The 14257-nt window shown below is 74.9% G+C and carries 13 protein-coding genes; 6 read left to right on the top strand and 7 right to left on the bottom strand.

Features of this window, described 5'->3' with window-relative positions:
* Window positions 1-16: 16 nt before the first annotated feature.
* Complete coding sequence (locus tag K353_RS04705) at window positions 17-916, top strand: helix-turn-helix transcriptional regulator (protein WP_233533375.1); 900 nt, start codon at window positions 17-19, stop codon at window positions 914-916.
* A 33-nt stretch (window positions 917-949) separates the two neighbouring features.
* Here K353_RS04705 and K353_RS04700 read toward each other — a convergent pair whose 3' ends face one another.
* Window positions 950-1543 (bottom strand): TetR/AcrR family transcriptional regulator, encoded by a 594-nt coding sequence (locus K353_RS04700; protein WP_111552284.1) that lies wholly within the window; start codon window positions 1541-1543, stop codon window positions 950-952.
* Between the two features lie 144 nt (window positions 1544-1687).
* Between K353_RS04700 and K353_RS04695 the strand changes: the two genes are divergently transcribed.
* Window positions 1688-2398 (top strand): peroxiredoxin-like family protein, encoded by a 711-nt coding sequence (locus tag K353_RS04695; protein ID WP_111552283.1) that lies wholly within the window; start codon window positions 1688-1690, stop codon window positions 2396-2398.
* A 320-nt stretch (window positions 2399-2718) separates the two neighbouring features.
* Here the strand turns inward: K353_RS04695 and K353_RS04690 are convergent, their stop codons facing one another.
* Window positions 2719-3399, bottom strand: a complete 681-nt coding sequence (locus K353_RS04690) for a helix-turn-helix transcriptional regulator (RefSeq protein ID WP_199527986.1) — start codon at window positions 3397-3399, stop codon at window positions 2719-2721.
* A 557-nt stretch (window positions 3400-3956) separates the two neighbouring features.
* Between K353_RS04690 and K353_RS04685 the strand changes: the two genes are divergently transcribed.
* The 4 genes from K353_RS04685 to K353_RS04670 all read left to right on the top strand — a co-directional run bounded on the left by K353_RS04685 (window position 3957) and on the right by K353_RS04670 (window position 8162).
* A complete protein-coding gene (locus tag K353_RS04685; RefSeq protein ID WP_233533374.1) occupies window positions 3957-4754 on the top strand; it encodes a TIGR03084 family metal-binding protein in 798 nt (265 codons plus the stop codon).
* A 168-nt stretch (window positions 4755-4922) separates the two neighbouring features.
* Window positions 4923-6218 (top strand): AarF/ABC1/UbiB kinase family protein, encoded by a 1296-nt coding sequence (locus K353_RS04680; protein ID WP_111552281.1) that lies wholly within the window; start codon window positions 4923-4925, stop codon window positions 6216-6218.
* Window positions 6215-7306, top strand: coding sequence for an NAD-dependent epimerase/dehydratase family protein (locus tag K353_RS04675; protein ID WP_233533373.1), 1092 nt, complete (start codon window positions 6215-6217; stop codon window positions 7304-7306). Before K353_RS04680 ends, K353_RS04675 begins: the two co-directional genes overlap by 4 nt.
* A 94-nt stretch (window positions 7307-7400) precedes the next feature.
* Complete coding sequence (locus K353_RS04670; protein ID WP_158585337.1) at window positions 7401-8162, top strand: maleylpyruvate isomerase family mycothiol-dependent enzyme; 762 nt, start codon at window positions 7401-7403, stop codon at window positions 8160-8162.
* Between the two features lie 186 nt (window positions 8163-8348).
* Here K353_RS04670 and K353_RS04665 read toward each other — a convergent pair whose 3' ends face one another.
* The 5 genes from K353_RS04665 to K353_RS04645 form a co-directional block, all read right to left on the bottom strand.
* Window positions 8349-9131, bottom strand: coding sequence for a helix-turn-helix transcriptional regulator (locus K353_RS04665; RefSeq protein WP_111552279.1), 783 nt, complete (start codon window positions 9129-9131; stop codon window positions 8349-8351).
* 341 nt (window positions 9132-9472) lie between these two features.
* On the bottom strand, window positions 9473-10600 hold the full coding sequence (locus K353_RS04660; RefSeq protein ID WP_199527985.1) for a carboxymuconolactone decarboxylase: 1128 nt from the start codon (window positions 10598-10600) through the stop codon (window positions 9473-9475).
* A 292-nt stretch (window positions 10601-10892) separates the two neighbouring features.
* Complete coding sequence (locus tag K353_RS04655; protein WP_199527984.1) at window positions 10893-11771, bottom strand: SDR family NAD(P)-dependent oxidoreductase; 879 nt, start codon at window positions 11769-11771, stop codon at window positions 10893-10895.
* On the bottom strand, window positions 11768-12403 hold the full coding sequence (locus K353_RS04650; RefSeq protein ID WP_111552278.1) for a carboxymuconolactone decarboxylase family protein: 636 nt from the start codon (window positions 12401-12403) through the stop codon (window positions 11768-11770). The genes K353_RS04655 and K353_RS04650 overlap by 4 nt, the downstream gene beginning before the upstream one ends.
* A gap of 222 nt (window positions 12404-12625) precedes the next feature.
* Entirely contained in the window at window positions 12626-14173 is a 1548-nt protein-coding gene (locus tag K353_RS04645; protein ID WP_111552277.1) for a GMC family oxidoreductase, read from the bottom strand.
* Window positions 14174-14257: the final 84 nt, after the last annotated feature.

Here is a 14257-nt window from a genome sequence, read left to right as displayed (position 1 = left end):
CAGCATAATGAGACGCATGGATGAGCTCGGGAAATTCCTCAAGTCCCGTCGTGCCAGGCTGCATCCGGCGGACACCGCGCTCGGGAGCTACGGGGAGCGCCGCCGCGTCCCGGGGCTGCGCCGGGAGGAGCTCGCCCAGCTGGCCGGGGTCAGCGCCTCCTACTACGCCCGGCTGGAGCAGGGGTTGGGGCAGAACGTCTCCGACGCCGTCCTCGACTCGCTGGCCCGGGCGCTGCGCCTGGACGACGCCGAGCGGGCCCACCTGCTCGCGCTGGCCCGCCCCAACCGCGCGGCGGCCGGCTGCGCCGCCCGGGTGGCCCGCCAACTCCCGGACGGGTTACAGAGGTTGATGGCGATGATGGGCGACGTGCCGGTCATGGTGCTCTCCCCGACCTCCGACGTGCTGGCCTGGAACCCGCTGGCGCGCGCGGTGTTCGGCGCGCACCACGGGGCCCGCGACGACCGGGACGACCGCGCGGGGCACGAGGTCCGGGCCGGGCACGAGGGACCGCCCAACATGACCCGGATGATCTTCCTCGACCCGCCGACCCGGGCGCTGTTCGCCGACTGGGAGGGCAAGGCCCGCTCGGTGGTCGCGCACCTGCGGATGGTGGCGGCCAGGTTCCCGGCCGACGGCCGGGTCCGCGCGCTGGTCGGTGAACTGCTCTCCTCCGGAACGGAGTTCGCCGCCCTGTGGGAGGACCACTCGGTGGCCAACTGCGACTCGTTCACCAACGTGCTGCGCCACCCGCAGGTGGGGGAGCTCACCCTCTTCCAGGAGGTCCTGCGGACCGAGCAGCCGGAGCTCATGGTGGTGGCCTTCACCGTCGAGCCGGGCTCCCCGTCCGAGACGGCGCTGCGCCTGCTGGGCGCGCTGACCGCCGACCGCGCGGACCACCGGGTCGCGGTCTCCTGAACTCCCGACCGGGAGAAGGTCCGTGACGGCCCGTCAGGCGGGGCCGGCCACCGCGGTGATGGCCGCCGTGACGGCGGCCTGCAACTGCCGGGCGTCCGCCCCGGCGCGGGAGCGCAGGTTCACCCCGTGGGCCAGCAGGGCCAGGACGTCGGCGGCCGGGCCCGGGTCGGTGTGCGCGGCGAGCTGGTGCTGCCGCTGCGCCGACACCAGGGCGGTGTGCAGGGCGGTGCGCAGCCGCTGGTGCTGCCGGTCGAGGACGGCGCGCACCGCGGGGTCGGCGTTCTCGCTGCCCGCGTGGGCGTTGGAGAACATGCAGCCCCACCGGGCGAACTCGCCGGTGCAGCGGGTCTCGACCAGCCCGGCGAAGAACTCGCGGACGGCCGGCAGGCCGCGGTCGCCCTCCTCCAGCGGCCGCAGCAGCAGCCGGGAGCGCTCCCGGGCGTAGCGCTGCAGCGCGGCGCGGTAGAGCTCCTGCTTGCCGCCGAACGTGGCGTACAGGCTGGAGCGGTTGAGCCCGGTGGCGTTGACGATGTCCTGGACGCCGGTCGCGGTCACGCCCTGCCGCCAGAACAGGCGCATCACGGTGTCGAGCGCCGCGTCCGGATCGAAGTGCTTGACGTCCGCCATGTTCCCACCACCCCGTCTTGAACCGTCGGTTCCAAGATATCCGGATCCGCCCTTGACCGGGGGAGCGCCCCTGCCGCTATCTTGGAACGGATGTTCCAGGATAGCCGTGGGGACGGCCACGGGGATGACCGCGGGAGGGGACCGATGAGCGTCAACGCCGAACTGCGCGCCTTCTACGAACGCCGGCAGGAGCAACTGCCCACCGAGGTGAGCGAGGTGATGCAGCGGGCGACCCGGGAGCTGGCCGCCTCCGGGCAGGCCGACCGGGCGCTGGCCGCCGGTGCGCGGGCGCCGTCCTTCACCCTGCCCTCGGCCACCGGCCGGAGCGTCGACCTGGCCGCCCTGCTGGCCGACGGCCCGGTCGTGCTGACCTTCTACCGGGGCGCCTGGTGCCCCTACTGCAACATCGCCCTCCGCTCGCTCCAGCAGCACTACGCGGCCATCGCGGCCCGGGGCGCCCGGCTGGTGGCCGTCTCGCCGCAGATCCCGGACGAGTCGCTGTCGCAGGCCGAGAAGAACGGGCTGGACTTCGAGGTGCTGAGCGACCTCGGCTGCGAGACCGCCCGGCGGTACGGCCTCGCCTTCGACCTCCCGGAGGACCTCGCGGCCGTCTACGCCCGGGTCGGCATCGACCTGGACCGCTCCCACGCGGGCCACCCGCGCACCCTGCCGATCCCGGCGACCTACGTCATCGACCGCGCGGGCACGATCCGCTGGGCCTTCGTGGACGCCGACTACACCGCCCGCGCCGAGCCGGCCGACGTCCTGGCGGCGCTCGACGGGCTCGACGGGCTCGACGGGTCGCAGGAGTCGGACGGGCCGGGCGGGCCGGACGGGCCGGACGGACGGGGCTGACCGGACGGGCCGGAGGGACGGGGCTGACCGGCGCGACCGGTCGCGGGACCGGTCGGCCGCCGTCGTATCGACCACGTCCTACCGGTGGCGACCGACCGCGTCCGGAGGCGAACTCCGGGTGATCGGGTGCCCGGTCGGGAAGCCCCGGCCGGGCGCCCGTGGGGACGGCCGGCGGCCCGATCGGGGGCAGGTGCGCCGTGGCCATTCCGGAGTGCCGGGAACCGGGGGCGGGGATTCCGGTCGTGTCCGGACGGTACCGGGGAGGCGGGACGGGGAGAACCGGCGGGCACCGGGTGATTGTCCGATCGGTCCGGTGGTTTCTAGCGGGTGCCGGCCCGGCTCAGGCGCCGGGCCCCGTCCAGCTCCGGAAGGGCCAGCAGGATCGGCAGGTCGAGCCGGGTCACCTCGCGCAACTGGACGTCGGTGCTGTAGGCGCGCCCGCCCCTGGCTCTGACCGCCCAGCCCGAGCCGACGAGTCTGGGCGGGCGGATCTGGTGCCGGGGGAAGGCGTCGTCCGTGGCCACGGCCGCCGCCCGGATGAACCACAGCCCGTCGGGGACGTGCAGGTGGAACGGCCGGGCCTCGTCCAGGATGTCGCAGGCCTGCGGGTAGCCCTCCACGATCGGGGTGTTGAACGCGCCCACGTAGACCCGGACCGGGCCGACCTCGAAGGGGAAGTGCAGCTGCCCGGTGACGGAGGACAGGCCGTGCCCGGCGCGGGCGGTCGGCGGGACGAGCGGCGGCAGGTCGTCGTCCTGGGCCAGCGCGCGGTAGCGGGTCGGCGAGACGCCGACGCTGCGGGTGAAGCGGCTGGTGAAGGTGCCCAGGCTGTTGTAGCCCACCCGGTAGGTGATGTCGGTGACACTGTCCTGCGTCTCCAGTAAATGCTGCTTGGCCATGAAGATGCGGATCGCGGTGAGGAATCGGCCGGGCGAGGTTCCGGTCAGCTGGTTGAAGATCCGGGAGTAGTGGAATTTGCTGTAGGAAGCGATTTCGGCCAATTCCTCAAGGGAAATCGGATCCGCGTGATTCTGCCACATCGTTCCTATGCTCCGCTCTATTGCCGCCGCAATCGACATTCGGATATCCCTCACCTGGGCTCGTTGTCCGCTCGCTCGCCTTGCCTTGGATCGGTGGTCCGGTCCGGACCTTGACGGGGACACGGCAGAACCGCCCCGGTCGCGGGGCGGACGGGGTGGCCCGGTCCGCGCTGAACTGCCGCCTCGGAGAGGCCGGACAGCCCGGGGGCTCCCCTATTCGGCACGTCCCTCCCCGGCTCGTCGGAACCACTCGTCGGAACCGGCCGCGAAGCACTCGGCCGGCTTTGGTCCAGACACATCGTTTTGCCAATGCGTGACTATTGCACCTCCTGGATTGCGGTCTGGGTCAAGCGGCGGAATTCAGCCACCGGCAGCGGTGCCCTATACGCCCCCGAACGCCCGCCGTCGGCCGCCGTCGGCCACCGGCGGCACGCACGGAGAAGCCCGCCCCGGAGCGTTCCCGGAAAATGAACGCGGGACCGGATTGAACGCGCTTCACCGGGGAAGGGAATGCTGACATGACCGCAATGCAGGACGTCCGCGCCGACCTGGCGGCGGAGGGGTCCGCACTCGCCCGTCTGGTCTCCGGCCTGCCGCCCGACCGGTGGTCCGCACCGACCCCGGCCGCGGGCTGGACGGTCCGGCACCAGGTCGCGCACCTGGCGCTCGTCGCCCGGCTGGTCGACCTCGCGGTGCGCGACCCGGCCGCCTTCGCGGACGAGAGCGCCCCCGTCCGGGCGGACTTCGAAGCCGGCATGGCGGCCCTGCTCGCCCGGCACCTCGCCGAGCCCGCCCCCGAGCTGCTGCGGCACTGGGCCGAGTGGCGGGCCGCCGCCGAGCGGGGGCTCGCCGCCGCGGACCGGCGCCGGACGGTGCCCTGGCTGGCCGACCCGCTGCCGGTCGGCGTGCTCGCCGCGGTCGCGCTGACGGAGCTGTTCGCCCACGGCCAGGACGTCCACGACGCCCTGGGCGTCCCGTACCGCTTCACCGACCGGATCGGGCACGTCGCCTTCCTCGGCACCAGGACCAGGGACCTCGCCTACCGGGTCCGCGGCCTGGAGCCGCCCGCCGAGCCGTTCCGGTTCGAGCTGACCGCCCCCTCCGGCACCTCCTGGACCTTCGGCCCCGAGCAGGCCGACCAGCGGATCAGCGGCCCCGCCGCCGACTTCTGCCTGCTCGTCACCCGGCGCCGGCACCGCGACGACCTCGCACTGAGCGCCGTCGGCGCCGCCGCCGACCACTGGCTGGGCATCGCTCAGACCCACCCCGGCCCGCCCGGCGGGGGCCGCGCGCGCATTGGGCAATATCGCGGATAGCAGGCCCGGCCGACGGCCTGGTTTCCTCGCTGTCGGGCCCCAGGGCCCGTCTCCGCACCCCCGCCCGCCCCACGGCACCCGGCACGCACCGGACACCGCGGGGCCGCGCCGGGGGTGCGAAGCCGGACCCCGGTACGGCCCACCCGCCACGAGGGACCTGGAGGCACCGTGCCGCAACGACGCACGCGTGGGTGGCTGCTGATCGGCCGGGCCTGCGCCACCACCGCCATCATCGCCGGACACCTGATCGCCGCCCTGCCGCTGCTGGCCACCCGCCGCGGCCGGGCCCGGATGGCCGACCGGACGCCGCGGCTGCTGACCGCGCTCGGCCCGTTCTTCGTCAAGGCCGGACAGCTGGTCAGCACCCGCCGCGACCTGCTCCCCGAACGCTGGTGCGACGCGCTGGCCGAACTGGCCGACGAGGTGCGCCCGCCGCGCCGCGCCGCGGTCGCCCGCACCCTCGCCGGGGCCGGACTCGCCGACGCCTTCGCCGAGTTCGACTGGGAGCCGGTGGCCTGCGGCAGCATCGCCAGCGTCCACCGCGCCCGGCTCGCCGACGGCACCGAGGTCGCCGTCAAGGTGCAGCGGCACGGCATCCGCCCGGTCCTGGAGGCCGACCTGCGGCTTGCCCTGCTCGGCGCCCGCGCCGGACGCGTCCTGCCCGGCATGCGCGACCTGCCGGCCGAGGAGATGATCGGCCAGCTCGGCGGCGCCGTCCTGCACCAGCTCGACTTCACCGCCGAACGCGACGCCCTGCTCCTGCTGCGCGCCAACCTCGGCGGCCACACCGACCTGCGCATCCCGGCCCCCGTCGAGGGCCTGTGCGCACCCGGCGTGCTCACCATGGAGTTCGTCCCCGGCCTCGGACGCTTCCGGCCGCTGGGCATGACCCCCGAACGCCGCCGGGAGGTGGTCCGCGACGTGCTCCGGGCCGTCTACCGGATGCTCTTCGTCGACGGCCTGGTCCACTGCGACCTGCACCCCGGCAACCTCTGCCTGGACGGCGAGGGCCGGGTGGTCGTCCTGGACGCCGGGTTCGTGGTGCGACTGCCCGACCCCGTCCGGCGCTCCTTCGCGGGCTTCTTCCTCAACATGGCGCAGGGCAACGGCCCCAGGTGCGCCGACATCGTGCTGGCGAGCGCCGCCCGGCTGCCCGCCGACCTCGACCGCGAGGGCTTCCGGACCGCGGTGACCGCGCTGGTCGACGAAGCCTTCGGGGCGCTCTCCAAGGACTTCGAACTGGCCGCGTTCGCCCCCCGGCTGTTCAAGCTCCAGCGTGACTTCGGGGTGTTCGCCGCCGCGGAGTTCGCCTTCCCGCTGCTGTCGCTGCTGGTGCTGGAAGGGATGATCAAGGAGTTCGACTCCGAGGTCGACTTCCAGGCCGAGGCCGTCCCGGTGCTGATGGCCTCCTTCGCCAAGGACGTCGAGCTGGACGCCGCCCGCACCCCGCGGGACCGGGCGTGAACGCCGCGGCGCCGGGCACGGGCCCCGCCGGACCGGCCGGGGGAGCGGCCGGCCCGCTGGTCGCCGTCACCGGGGGCACCGGCTTCCTCGGCGCGCACACCGTCGCCGCCCTCGCCGCCGCCGGGGCCCGGGTCCGGCTGCTGGTCCGCGACCCGGCCCGGACGGCCCGCGCGCTCGGCCCGCTCGGCGTCCACCCGGACACCGTCCGGACCGTCACCGGCGACGCCACCGACCCGGCCGCGGCGGCCCGGCTGTGCGCGGGCGCGGACGCGGTGCTCCACCTCGCCTCGGTCTACTCCTTCGACCACCGCCGCCGCGCCGACATCGCCCGCACCAACGTGCTCGGCACCGAGACCGTGCTGCGGGCCGCGGTCCGCTCCGGCGCCGGAGCGGTGGTGCACGTGTCGACCGTCGGCGCGCTGATCCCCAGCGCCGACCCCGAACTGCACGCCGACAGTCCCGTCGGGCGCCCGGCCGAGCCCTACCTGGCCAGCAAGGCGGAGTGCGAACGGATCGCCCGGCGGCTGCGGGACGGGGGCGCACCGCTCCGGATCGCCTACCCGCCCGCCCTGCTCGGCCCGCACGACCCCGGACCCGGCGACCAGACCGGACGGCTGCGCGACACCCTGCGCGGCCTGATGCCGCTCTGGCCCACCGGCGGCTTCCCGCTCGGCGACGTGCGCGACACCGCCGCCGCCCTGGCCGACCTCGCCACCGCGACCGCCCCCGACACCCCCGACCGGGTCTTCACCCCCCACCGCTACCTCACCACCGCCGACTACCTGGCGGCCCTGCGCACGGCCACCGGCCGCGCCCTGCCCGCCGTCCGGCTGCCCGGCCGGGCGATGCTCCCGGCCGCCCGGCTCGCCGACCTCCTCCAGCGCTGGTGGCCCTGGCACATCCCGGCCGAGTACGGCGCCGCCTACACCTGCGTCCACGCCGCACCCGTCGCCCCGGCCGCCCCGCTCGGCGGCCCGGCGCCCCGGCCGGTCGAGGAGACGATGGCCGAAACCGCCCACTGGCTGTACCGGACCGGCCTTCTGACGTACCGTCAGGCGGGCTCGGCGGCCGGACGGACCGGACCATGACGGCGACGCCGCCCCGCGCCCGCCCCGCCGCCCGCCCCCGTACCCGCTCCTGTGTCCGCCCCTGCCGCCCCACCCCCATCCCGAGGAGACGACCGTGACAGCGGAACCGACCCAGCAGGACGCGTCCGTGCCCGCCCAGACCCCGCCCGCCTCGACCCTGCACGCCTCGACCCCGCACGACCCCGCCGAGCAGCTCGCGGCCTACCGGCGCAGCCGGGCGGCGATCGCCGCCCTGGCGTCCGGGCTGCCGGACCCGGCCGCCGTCGGGGTGCCCGCCTGTCCGGACTGGAGCGTGCGGGACCTGATCGGGCACCTGGTGCACATCTGCGAGTCCTTCGTCGCCCTGGAGGACAGCCAGATCGACCTGGCCCCGCTGACCGGCGCTCCGGCGGCCGAACTGCTCGACCGCTGGCAGGAGTTGGACGGCGCACTGCCCGCGGCCCTGGCGCGCACCCCGGAGCTGCGCCGGCGCATCCTGCTGCTCGACGTGTTCTCGCACGAGCTGGACCTGCGGCTGGGCCTGGACGTGCCCGCCGAGCCGACCGCCCACCCCGCCTTCGACGGCGCGCTGGACCTGTCCACCATGGGCTTCGGCCTGGCGGTGCACGGCGGCGGGCTGCCGGCGCTGCGGATCGAGACCCCCGGGCGGGCCTGGGTGGTGGGCGAGGGCGACCCCGCCGCGACCGTGCGCGGATCGGCGGTGGACGTGTTCCGCTCGCTGACCGGCCGCCGCACCCGGCCGCAGATCGAGGACCTGGAGTGGTCCGGCGAGCCGGCCGGGAAGTGGGCGCAGGCGTTCGCCTGGGGCCCGTTCGCGCCGCCCGCGGCCGAGGTGGAGCCGCTCGTCGGACGCTGAGCGGGACGGGACCACCCGCGGCGCGGCGGAGGGCGCGGCGCGGGGGAGGGTGCGCGTCGGAGGGGGACGCGCACGACGGAGGGGCGGGACCGCTGTCCGGCGGTCCCGCCCCTCTCGCCGCGCCGCGGCCCCTCGCGTCCCGGTCGGCTCTCACCTCCCGGTCGGCCCTCACCTCCCGGTCAGCCCTCACCTCCCGGTCAGGGAGGGCACCCGCAGCGCGACGCCGTCCGGCCCGGGGCGCTGCGGGGAGTCCAGCCCCGGCAGGGCCAGCAGGATCGGCAGGTCCAGCGCGGTGAGCGGACGGGCGGCCAGCCGGACCGGGGCGTTCTCGTGACCGTGCCGCACCGTCAGCTCGGGGCCCGAGGCGACCAGCAGCGGACGCCGCTCCCACGGCGGCGCCGGGAAGTCGCTCGCGGCGACCACCGCCGCCCGGAGGAACCAGACGCCCTCCGGCACCCGCAGCGTGAACGGGCCGGGCCCGTCCAGGATCTCGCAGGCCACCGGTCGGCCCTGCACGATGGGCTCGCGGAACGCGCCGATGTAGATCCGCACCGCGCGGCCGGTCTCCGGCGAGCGGATACTGCCCTGCACCGTACAGCCGCGGCGCTCGCCGCCCGGCTGCGCGGTGCCGGCGCCCTCGGTCAGCCCGGCCCGGGCCAGCGCCCGGTAGCGGGCCGGGGAGAGGCTGACGCTGCGGGTGAAGCGGCTGGTGAAAGTGCCCAGGCTGTTGTACCCGACGCGGTAGGAGATCTCGGTGACGCTGAAATCGGTCTCCAGCAGCATGGTCTTCGCCTGGTGCAGGCGGACGGCGGAGAGGAACCGTCCCGGCGAGGTGCCGGTGAGATTGCGGAACACCCGGGAGAAGTAGAACTTGCTGAGGATCGCGGTGTTCGCGATCTCGTCCAGCGAGAGGGGCTCCTCGTACCTGTCCCACATGGTCGCTATCGCGCGTTCAACAGCGCTCTGCACAGCGTCTCTCCAAGTTCGTCGACGGGTTCGAGGGCGGCCCGGGAAACTCCGGCGAATCCGGGGAGTTCCGGGGGAGTCCGAAAGAATTCGAAGGAATCCGAAAGCTCTCCTCCGGCCGGTTCGGTGCCGTTCTCCGGAGGCGGACCTGGCGGTGCAGACATCGGTGGAACCGCGCCTCCCGGCGCGTGGAGAAACCACCGGGCCGGGCGGGTTCCGCGGTCCGGCCGCCGGATTTCCCGATGGTCGGGAAATCCGTCCGGCGGCCGGTTCGGTGCTCGATTCGGTGCTCGGTTCGACGGACGGGCGGACGGGCGGTACGGATCGGTGGTCGGGCGGCCGGTTCAGCCGTCGGACAGCAGCTGTCCGACCCGGCGCCGGGCCGCCCGTTCGCTCGCCCAGGCGCAGGCGGCGAGGATCTCCCGGTCGTCCGCGCCGGCCTGCCGGGCGGCGGCGACCACCCGGTCGTCGACCCGGTAGGAGGCCAGTGCGGTGAGCAGCGCGAGTTCGCCCACCGGGCGTTCGCCGGGCGGGAGTTCCGCCAGCGGCGCGTCCAGCCAGGCCCGGCCGAGGCCGGGGTCGGCGCCGTCCCAGCGGGCCAGCGCCTCGGCCACCACCGCCCGGACCCGGGCGGGCAGCAGGGCGGTGCCGACCCGGTCGACGGCCGCCGCGCTGCGGGCCAGCGCGTCGGCGATCCGCGGGTCGGCCGCGGCCCAGGCCAGATCCGGCGGCAGCGGGGCCGGCGGCAGCAGCGAGAGCGAGGCACCCGGCGCGGCGTCCGCCCGGGCGGACCCGCGCATCAGGCCGACCAGCACCCGCATCACCGGCCCGAGCGCCCGCACGGGGGCGTTCGGCGGCAGCGGGTGCGGGCCCAGGAAGACATTGACCACGCGGTTGAGGTACTGCAGGCAGAGCGCCGTCCCGGCCAGTTCCGGGAGCAGCTCGGGCGGGAACGGCGGCGCGCCCCCGGTGGCGATCCACGCGGTCAGCCGCTCGCCGTCCGACCCGGGGCGCTCGGCGTCCGACCCGGGGCGCTCGGTGCCCTGGTCCGGCCGCGAGCCGTCCGGCCCGGGTGGCCCGCCGTCCCGCTCCGGCCGTCCGGCGCCGTCCCGGGGGCCCGGCAGCGGGCGCAGCGAGAGCGAGTCGAGCATGGTGCCGTGCACGGTGGTGCAGAACGGGCAGCGGTTGCCCGCCGAGACGGCCGCCGCCACCGCCTCCTTGGCCGTCCGCGGGGCGCGCCCCGCGACCAGCATCGTCTCGCGCAGCGTCGTCCAGGACGCGGCCAGCAGCTCCGGCACCGGGGCGTGCAGCGCCACCGGCGGGGCCAGCACCCCGAAGTCCCGTTCCAGCTCCCGGTAGACCCGGGCGGTGTCGCCGGCGGCCTCGCCGAACCCGACGGTCGACAGGTGCCGGACCTGGAGCAGGGAGAGCCCCCGGAGCGGCGCCTGGACGAGGCGCCGTCCGCCGCTCACGGGTTCGTCCCCGATCCGGCCCGCGGGCCGCCGGGGTGTGCCGCTGCCTCGTCACCCGCAGGCATCCGCGAGTCCTCCTTCGGCTCGTCGACCTCTTGCGTGGGTCTCTTCCGTCGGTGCTCCACCCGATCGTGGCATTCGGAGCGGGTCCTTCCTTCTCCGTCCTTGCGCTGTGCCCCGGCCCGGCCCGGTCGAACCCCGCGGCCCGCCCCGCCCCGGCCCGGAGCGGGCCGGAGCGGCGAGGACCGGCCGGCGCCGGCCGGCAACGGCCCCGGCCCGGGGCGGGCGCGGCCTAGGGGATCGGGAAGAACGCCCGGACGAAGCGCTCGAAGAACGCGTCGCCGATGGTCCAGCGCATCCGCGGCAGCAGCCGGGACGGCACCCCGATCCGGTAGCGGATGCGGGGGCGGTCGCTGGTGACGGCCTTCTCGATCACCTTCGCCACGGTCTCCGCGCGCACCGCCATCCGGCCGCGGCCGGTGGGGTTCTCGGTCTCCCGGTAGGCGCCGTGCCAGTCGACGAAGTACTGCCAGAACTCGTCGTACAGGCCGGTCCGCTCCTGCCCGGTCATGCCGAGGTCGGCGACCGAGGTCGGCACGAACCCGCCGAGCACCGGGGACGGCTCGATCAGCACCACCTCGATGCCGTCCCGGGCCACCTCCAGGCGCAGCGAGTCGCTGACCGCCTCCAGGGCGTGCTTGGTGGCCTGGTAGTAGCCGCGGCCGGGGGTGGCGAACTGGCCGAAGATGGACGACATCATGACCACCCGGCCGCCGCCCTGCGCCCGCATCCCGGGCAGCACCAGCTGGGTCAGCCGGCACAGCCCGAACAGGTTGGTCTCGAACTGGCTGCGCACCTCGTCGATCGGGGTCTCCCCGATGGTGCCGTTGAGGCTGTACGCGGCGTTGTTGATCAGGGTGCCGACCGCGCCGTGCTCGGCGCTGACCTTCTCCACCGCGGCGGCCATCGACTCCTCGTCGTTGACGTCCAGGTGCAGCACCCGGACGCCCTCGGCGGCCAGGTCGGCCAGCGCCTCGGGACGGCGGGCGGTGGCGTAGACCGGCAGGCCGGCCCGGTGCAGCCGCAGGGCGGCGGCCCGGCCGGTGCCGGAGGACATGCCGGTGCTGGAGGAGGCGCCGGTCAGCAGGATCGCCCGCGAGCGGCCGCTCACCTGCCCTCCGCCAGGCGCTCGGCGGAGACGGTGGCGTCCTCCGGCTGCGAGGCGATCCGGCTGCGGGTCACCGAGTTGCCCAGGCCCAGGCCGTCCACCAGGCGGTTGATGAAGGCGAACAGGGCGGCGGTGAAGACCGCCTCCAGCATCTCCCCGTTGCTCCAGCCGGCCGCCTCGGTGGCGGCCCAGTCCTCGTCGGTGATCCGGAAGGCGCCGGTGCCGACCTTGGTGACCAGGCGCATCAGCACCTTGGTCCGCTCGTCGATCGGCAGCTCCTCGACCGAGGCGGCGCCCTCGACCGCGTCGGTCAGCTCCTGCGAGCCGCCGAACTGGGCCAGGAACCAGTTGTGGGTGCCCACGCAGTAGGGGCAGCCGTTGACCCGGGAGCTCCAGGCGGAGATCAGCTCGCGGGTCGCGCGCGGCAGCACCCCGTCGTTGAAGACCCCGCCGTAGCCGGCGATCACCACCTCCAGCAGGTCCGGGCGGCTGGAGACCAGCCGGAACATGTCCGGGACGAAGGGGATGCCCATCCGCGACTTGATCGCGTCGTACAGCTCCTTCGTGCGGCCCTCGGCCGCCGCCTCCTCGACCAGTGGGACGCGGACCGTGCTCAGCACGTTCGGATCGGTCATGGGTGATCGCCCTCCCTTTCGACGGTGCAGCCGCCCGGCGGAATTCCCCGAAATTCCGGGGGAATGCGCGCAATGCATTCCCGGCGGGCGGCGGCGCGGTTTTCCCATGGTGGCAGGAAAGGTCCCGGGCCCTCGTCTCCCAGATTGCCCTGGGCGGGCCGGGCCTGGGGACGGCGACGGCCGCCCCGGGGGAGCGGGGCGGCCGTCGCGGTGCGGGGTCGGTCACTCGGCGCGCAGCCAGTCCGCCAGCCGCTCGCCGATCATGGTCGAGGTGAGGTTGGTGTTGCAGTTGACGATCTGCGGCATGACCGAGGCGTCGGCCACGTACAGCCCCTCGACGCCGTGCACCCGCAGCCGCTGGTCCACCACCGCGCCCTCGTCCTCGGCGGTGCCCATCCGGGCGGTGCCGACCGGGTGGTAGCCGCTGTCCAGGCTGGTGCGGACGTACTGCTCGACCATCGCGTCCTTCTCGACCAGCCGGTCGCTCAGCACGATGTAGCCGTCGCCGCGGGAGGCGATGCCGGGGTGGTTGGCCAGCTCCCAGCAGGTGCGCACGCCCTCGACCAGCTTCTCCAGGTCGCGGTCGGTGGAGAGGAAGTCGAGCCGGATGTCGGGCCCGGCGGCCGGGTCGGCGGAGGCCAGCCGCAGCCGGCCCACCGACTCCGGCTGCTGGTCCACCACCATCACGCCGAAGATCATCGGGGCCTGGGCCAGCATCTGGAGCTCGGGGAAGAGCGTCAGGTCGAAGTGGTTGACCATGTAGTACTGGAGGTCGTTGAAGTCCGCGGAGCCCTTGGCGGTGGTCCGCACCATCGTCTGCAGGAACGGCACGTCGGTGGAGACCTCGCCGTCCTTGGGCCGCAGGAAGACGCCGGTGCGCGGGTGGTCCTGGAGGTGGGCGCCGACGCCGGGCCGGTCGAGCCGGACCCGGATGCCCAGCCGGGTCAGGTCCTCGGCCGGTCCGATGCCCGAACGCATCAGCAACGTCGGGGAGTTGACCGCACCGGCGGACAGCACCACCTTGCGCGCCCGCAGCTCCTCCGGCACCCCGCCGCCGGCCGCGGCCAGCACGCCGGTCGCGCGGTCGCCGTCGAACAGCACCTCGTGCACCAGGACGCCGCCGCGGATCGCCAGGTTGGGGCGCGCCCGCACCTCGGGCGTCAGGTAGGCCATCGCGCTGGACACCCGGAAGCGCGGGTCGCGGCGGTTGGACGGGATCGGGCCGATGCCGGTCGCCTCGGGGTGGTTGTGGTCGGCGACCTCGGGGAACCCGGCCGCCAGGCTCGCCTCGGTGAAGGCGGTCTGCAGCGGCGTGGTCTCCGCGGGCTTGAAGCGGCGGATCGGCACCGGGCCGCCGCTGCCGTGGTAGCGGTCGGAGAAGTCCAGGTCGTCCTCCAGCCGCCGGTAGTACGGCAGCACCTGCTCGTACGTCCAGGCCGGGTTCCCGGCCGCCGCCCACCGCTCGAAGTTCTCCGGGACGCCGCGCAGGGCGATCGTCGCGCCGACCGCGGAGGAGCCGCCGGCGATCTTCCCGCGCGGGAAGATGATTCGCCGGCCGTCCAGGATCTCGGCGCGGAAGCGCCAGTCGTGGGCGTGCATCGACATCGCGTTGCCGTCGGTGATCTCGTGCGGGATGTCGGCCCGGTCGGGAAAGTCCGGACCGGCCTCCAGCAGGAGCACCGAACGGCCGGGGTCCTCGCTCAACCGGGCCGCGAGGGCCGCGCCGGCCGAACCGGACCCGACGACTATCACGTCATACGTGTGCACCATGGATTAAACCTCGCCAGACGGGGATTCGAAGAGGCCGATCTCAGCCGAGTTTCGCAGCGGGCTGCTGCCGGGTCTTCTCCGAGA

Source organism: Kitasatospora sp. SolWspMP-SS2h, assembly GCF_003259315.1.
GTDB lineage: Bacteria > Actinomycetota > Actinomycetes > Streptomycetales > Streptomycetaceae > Kitasatospora > Kitasatospora fiedleri.
This window is presented reverse-complemented; position numbering and strand designations above follow the sequence as displayed.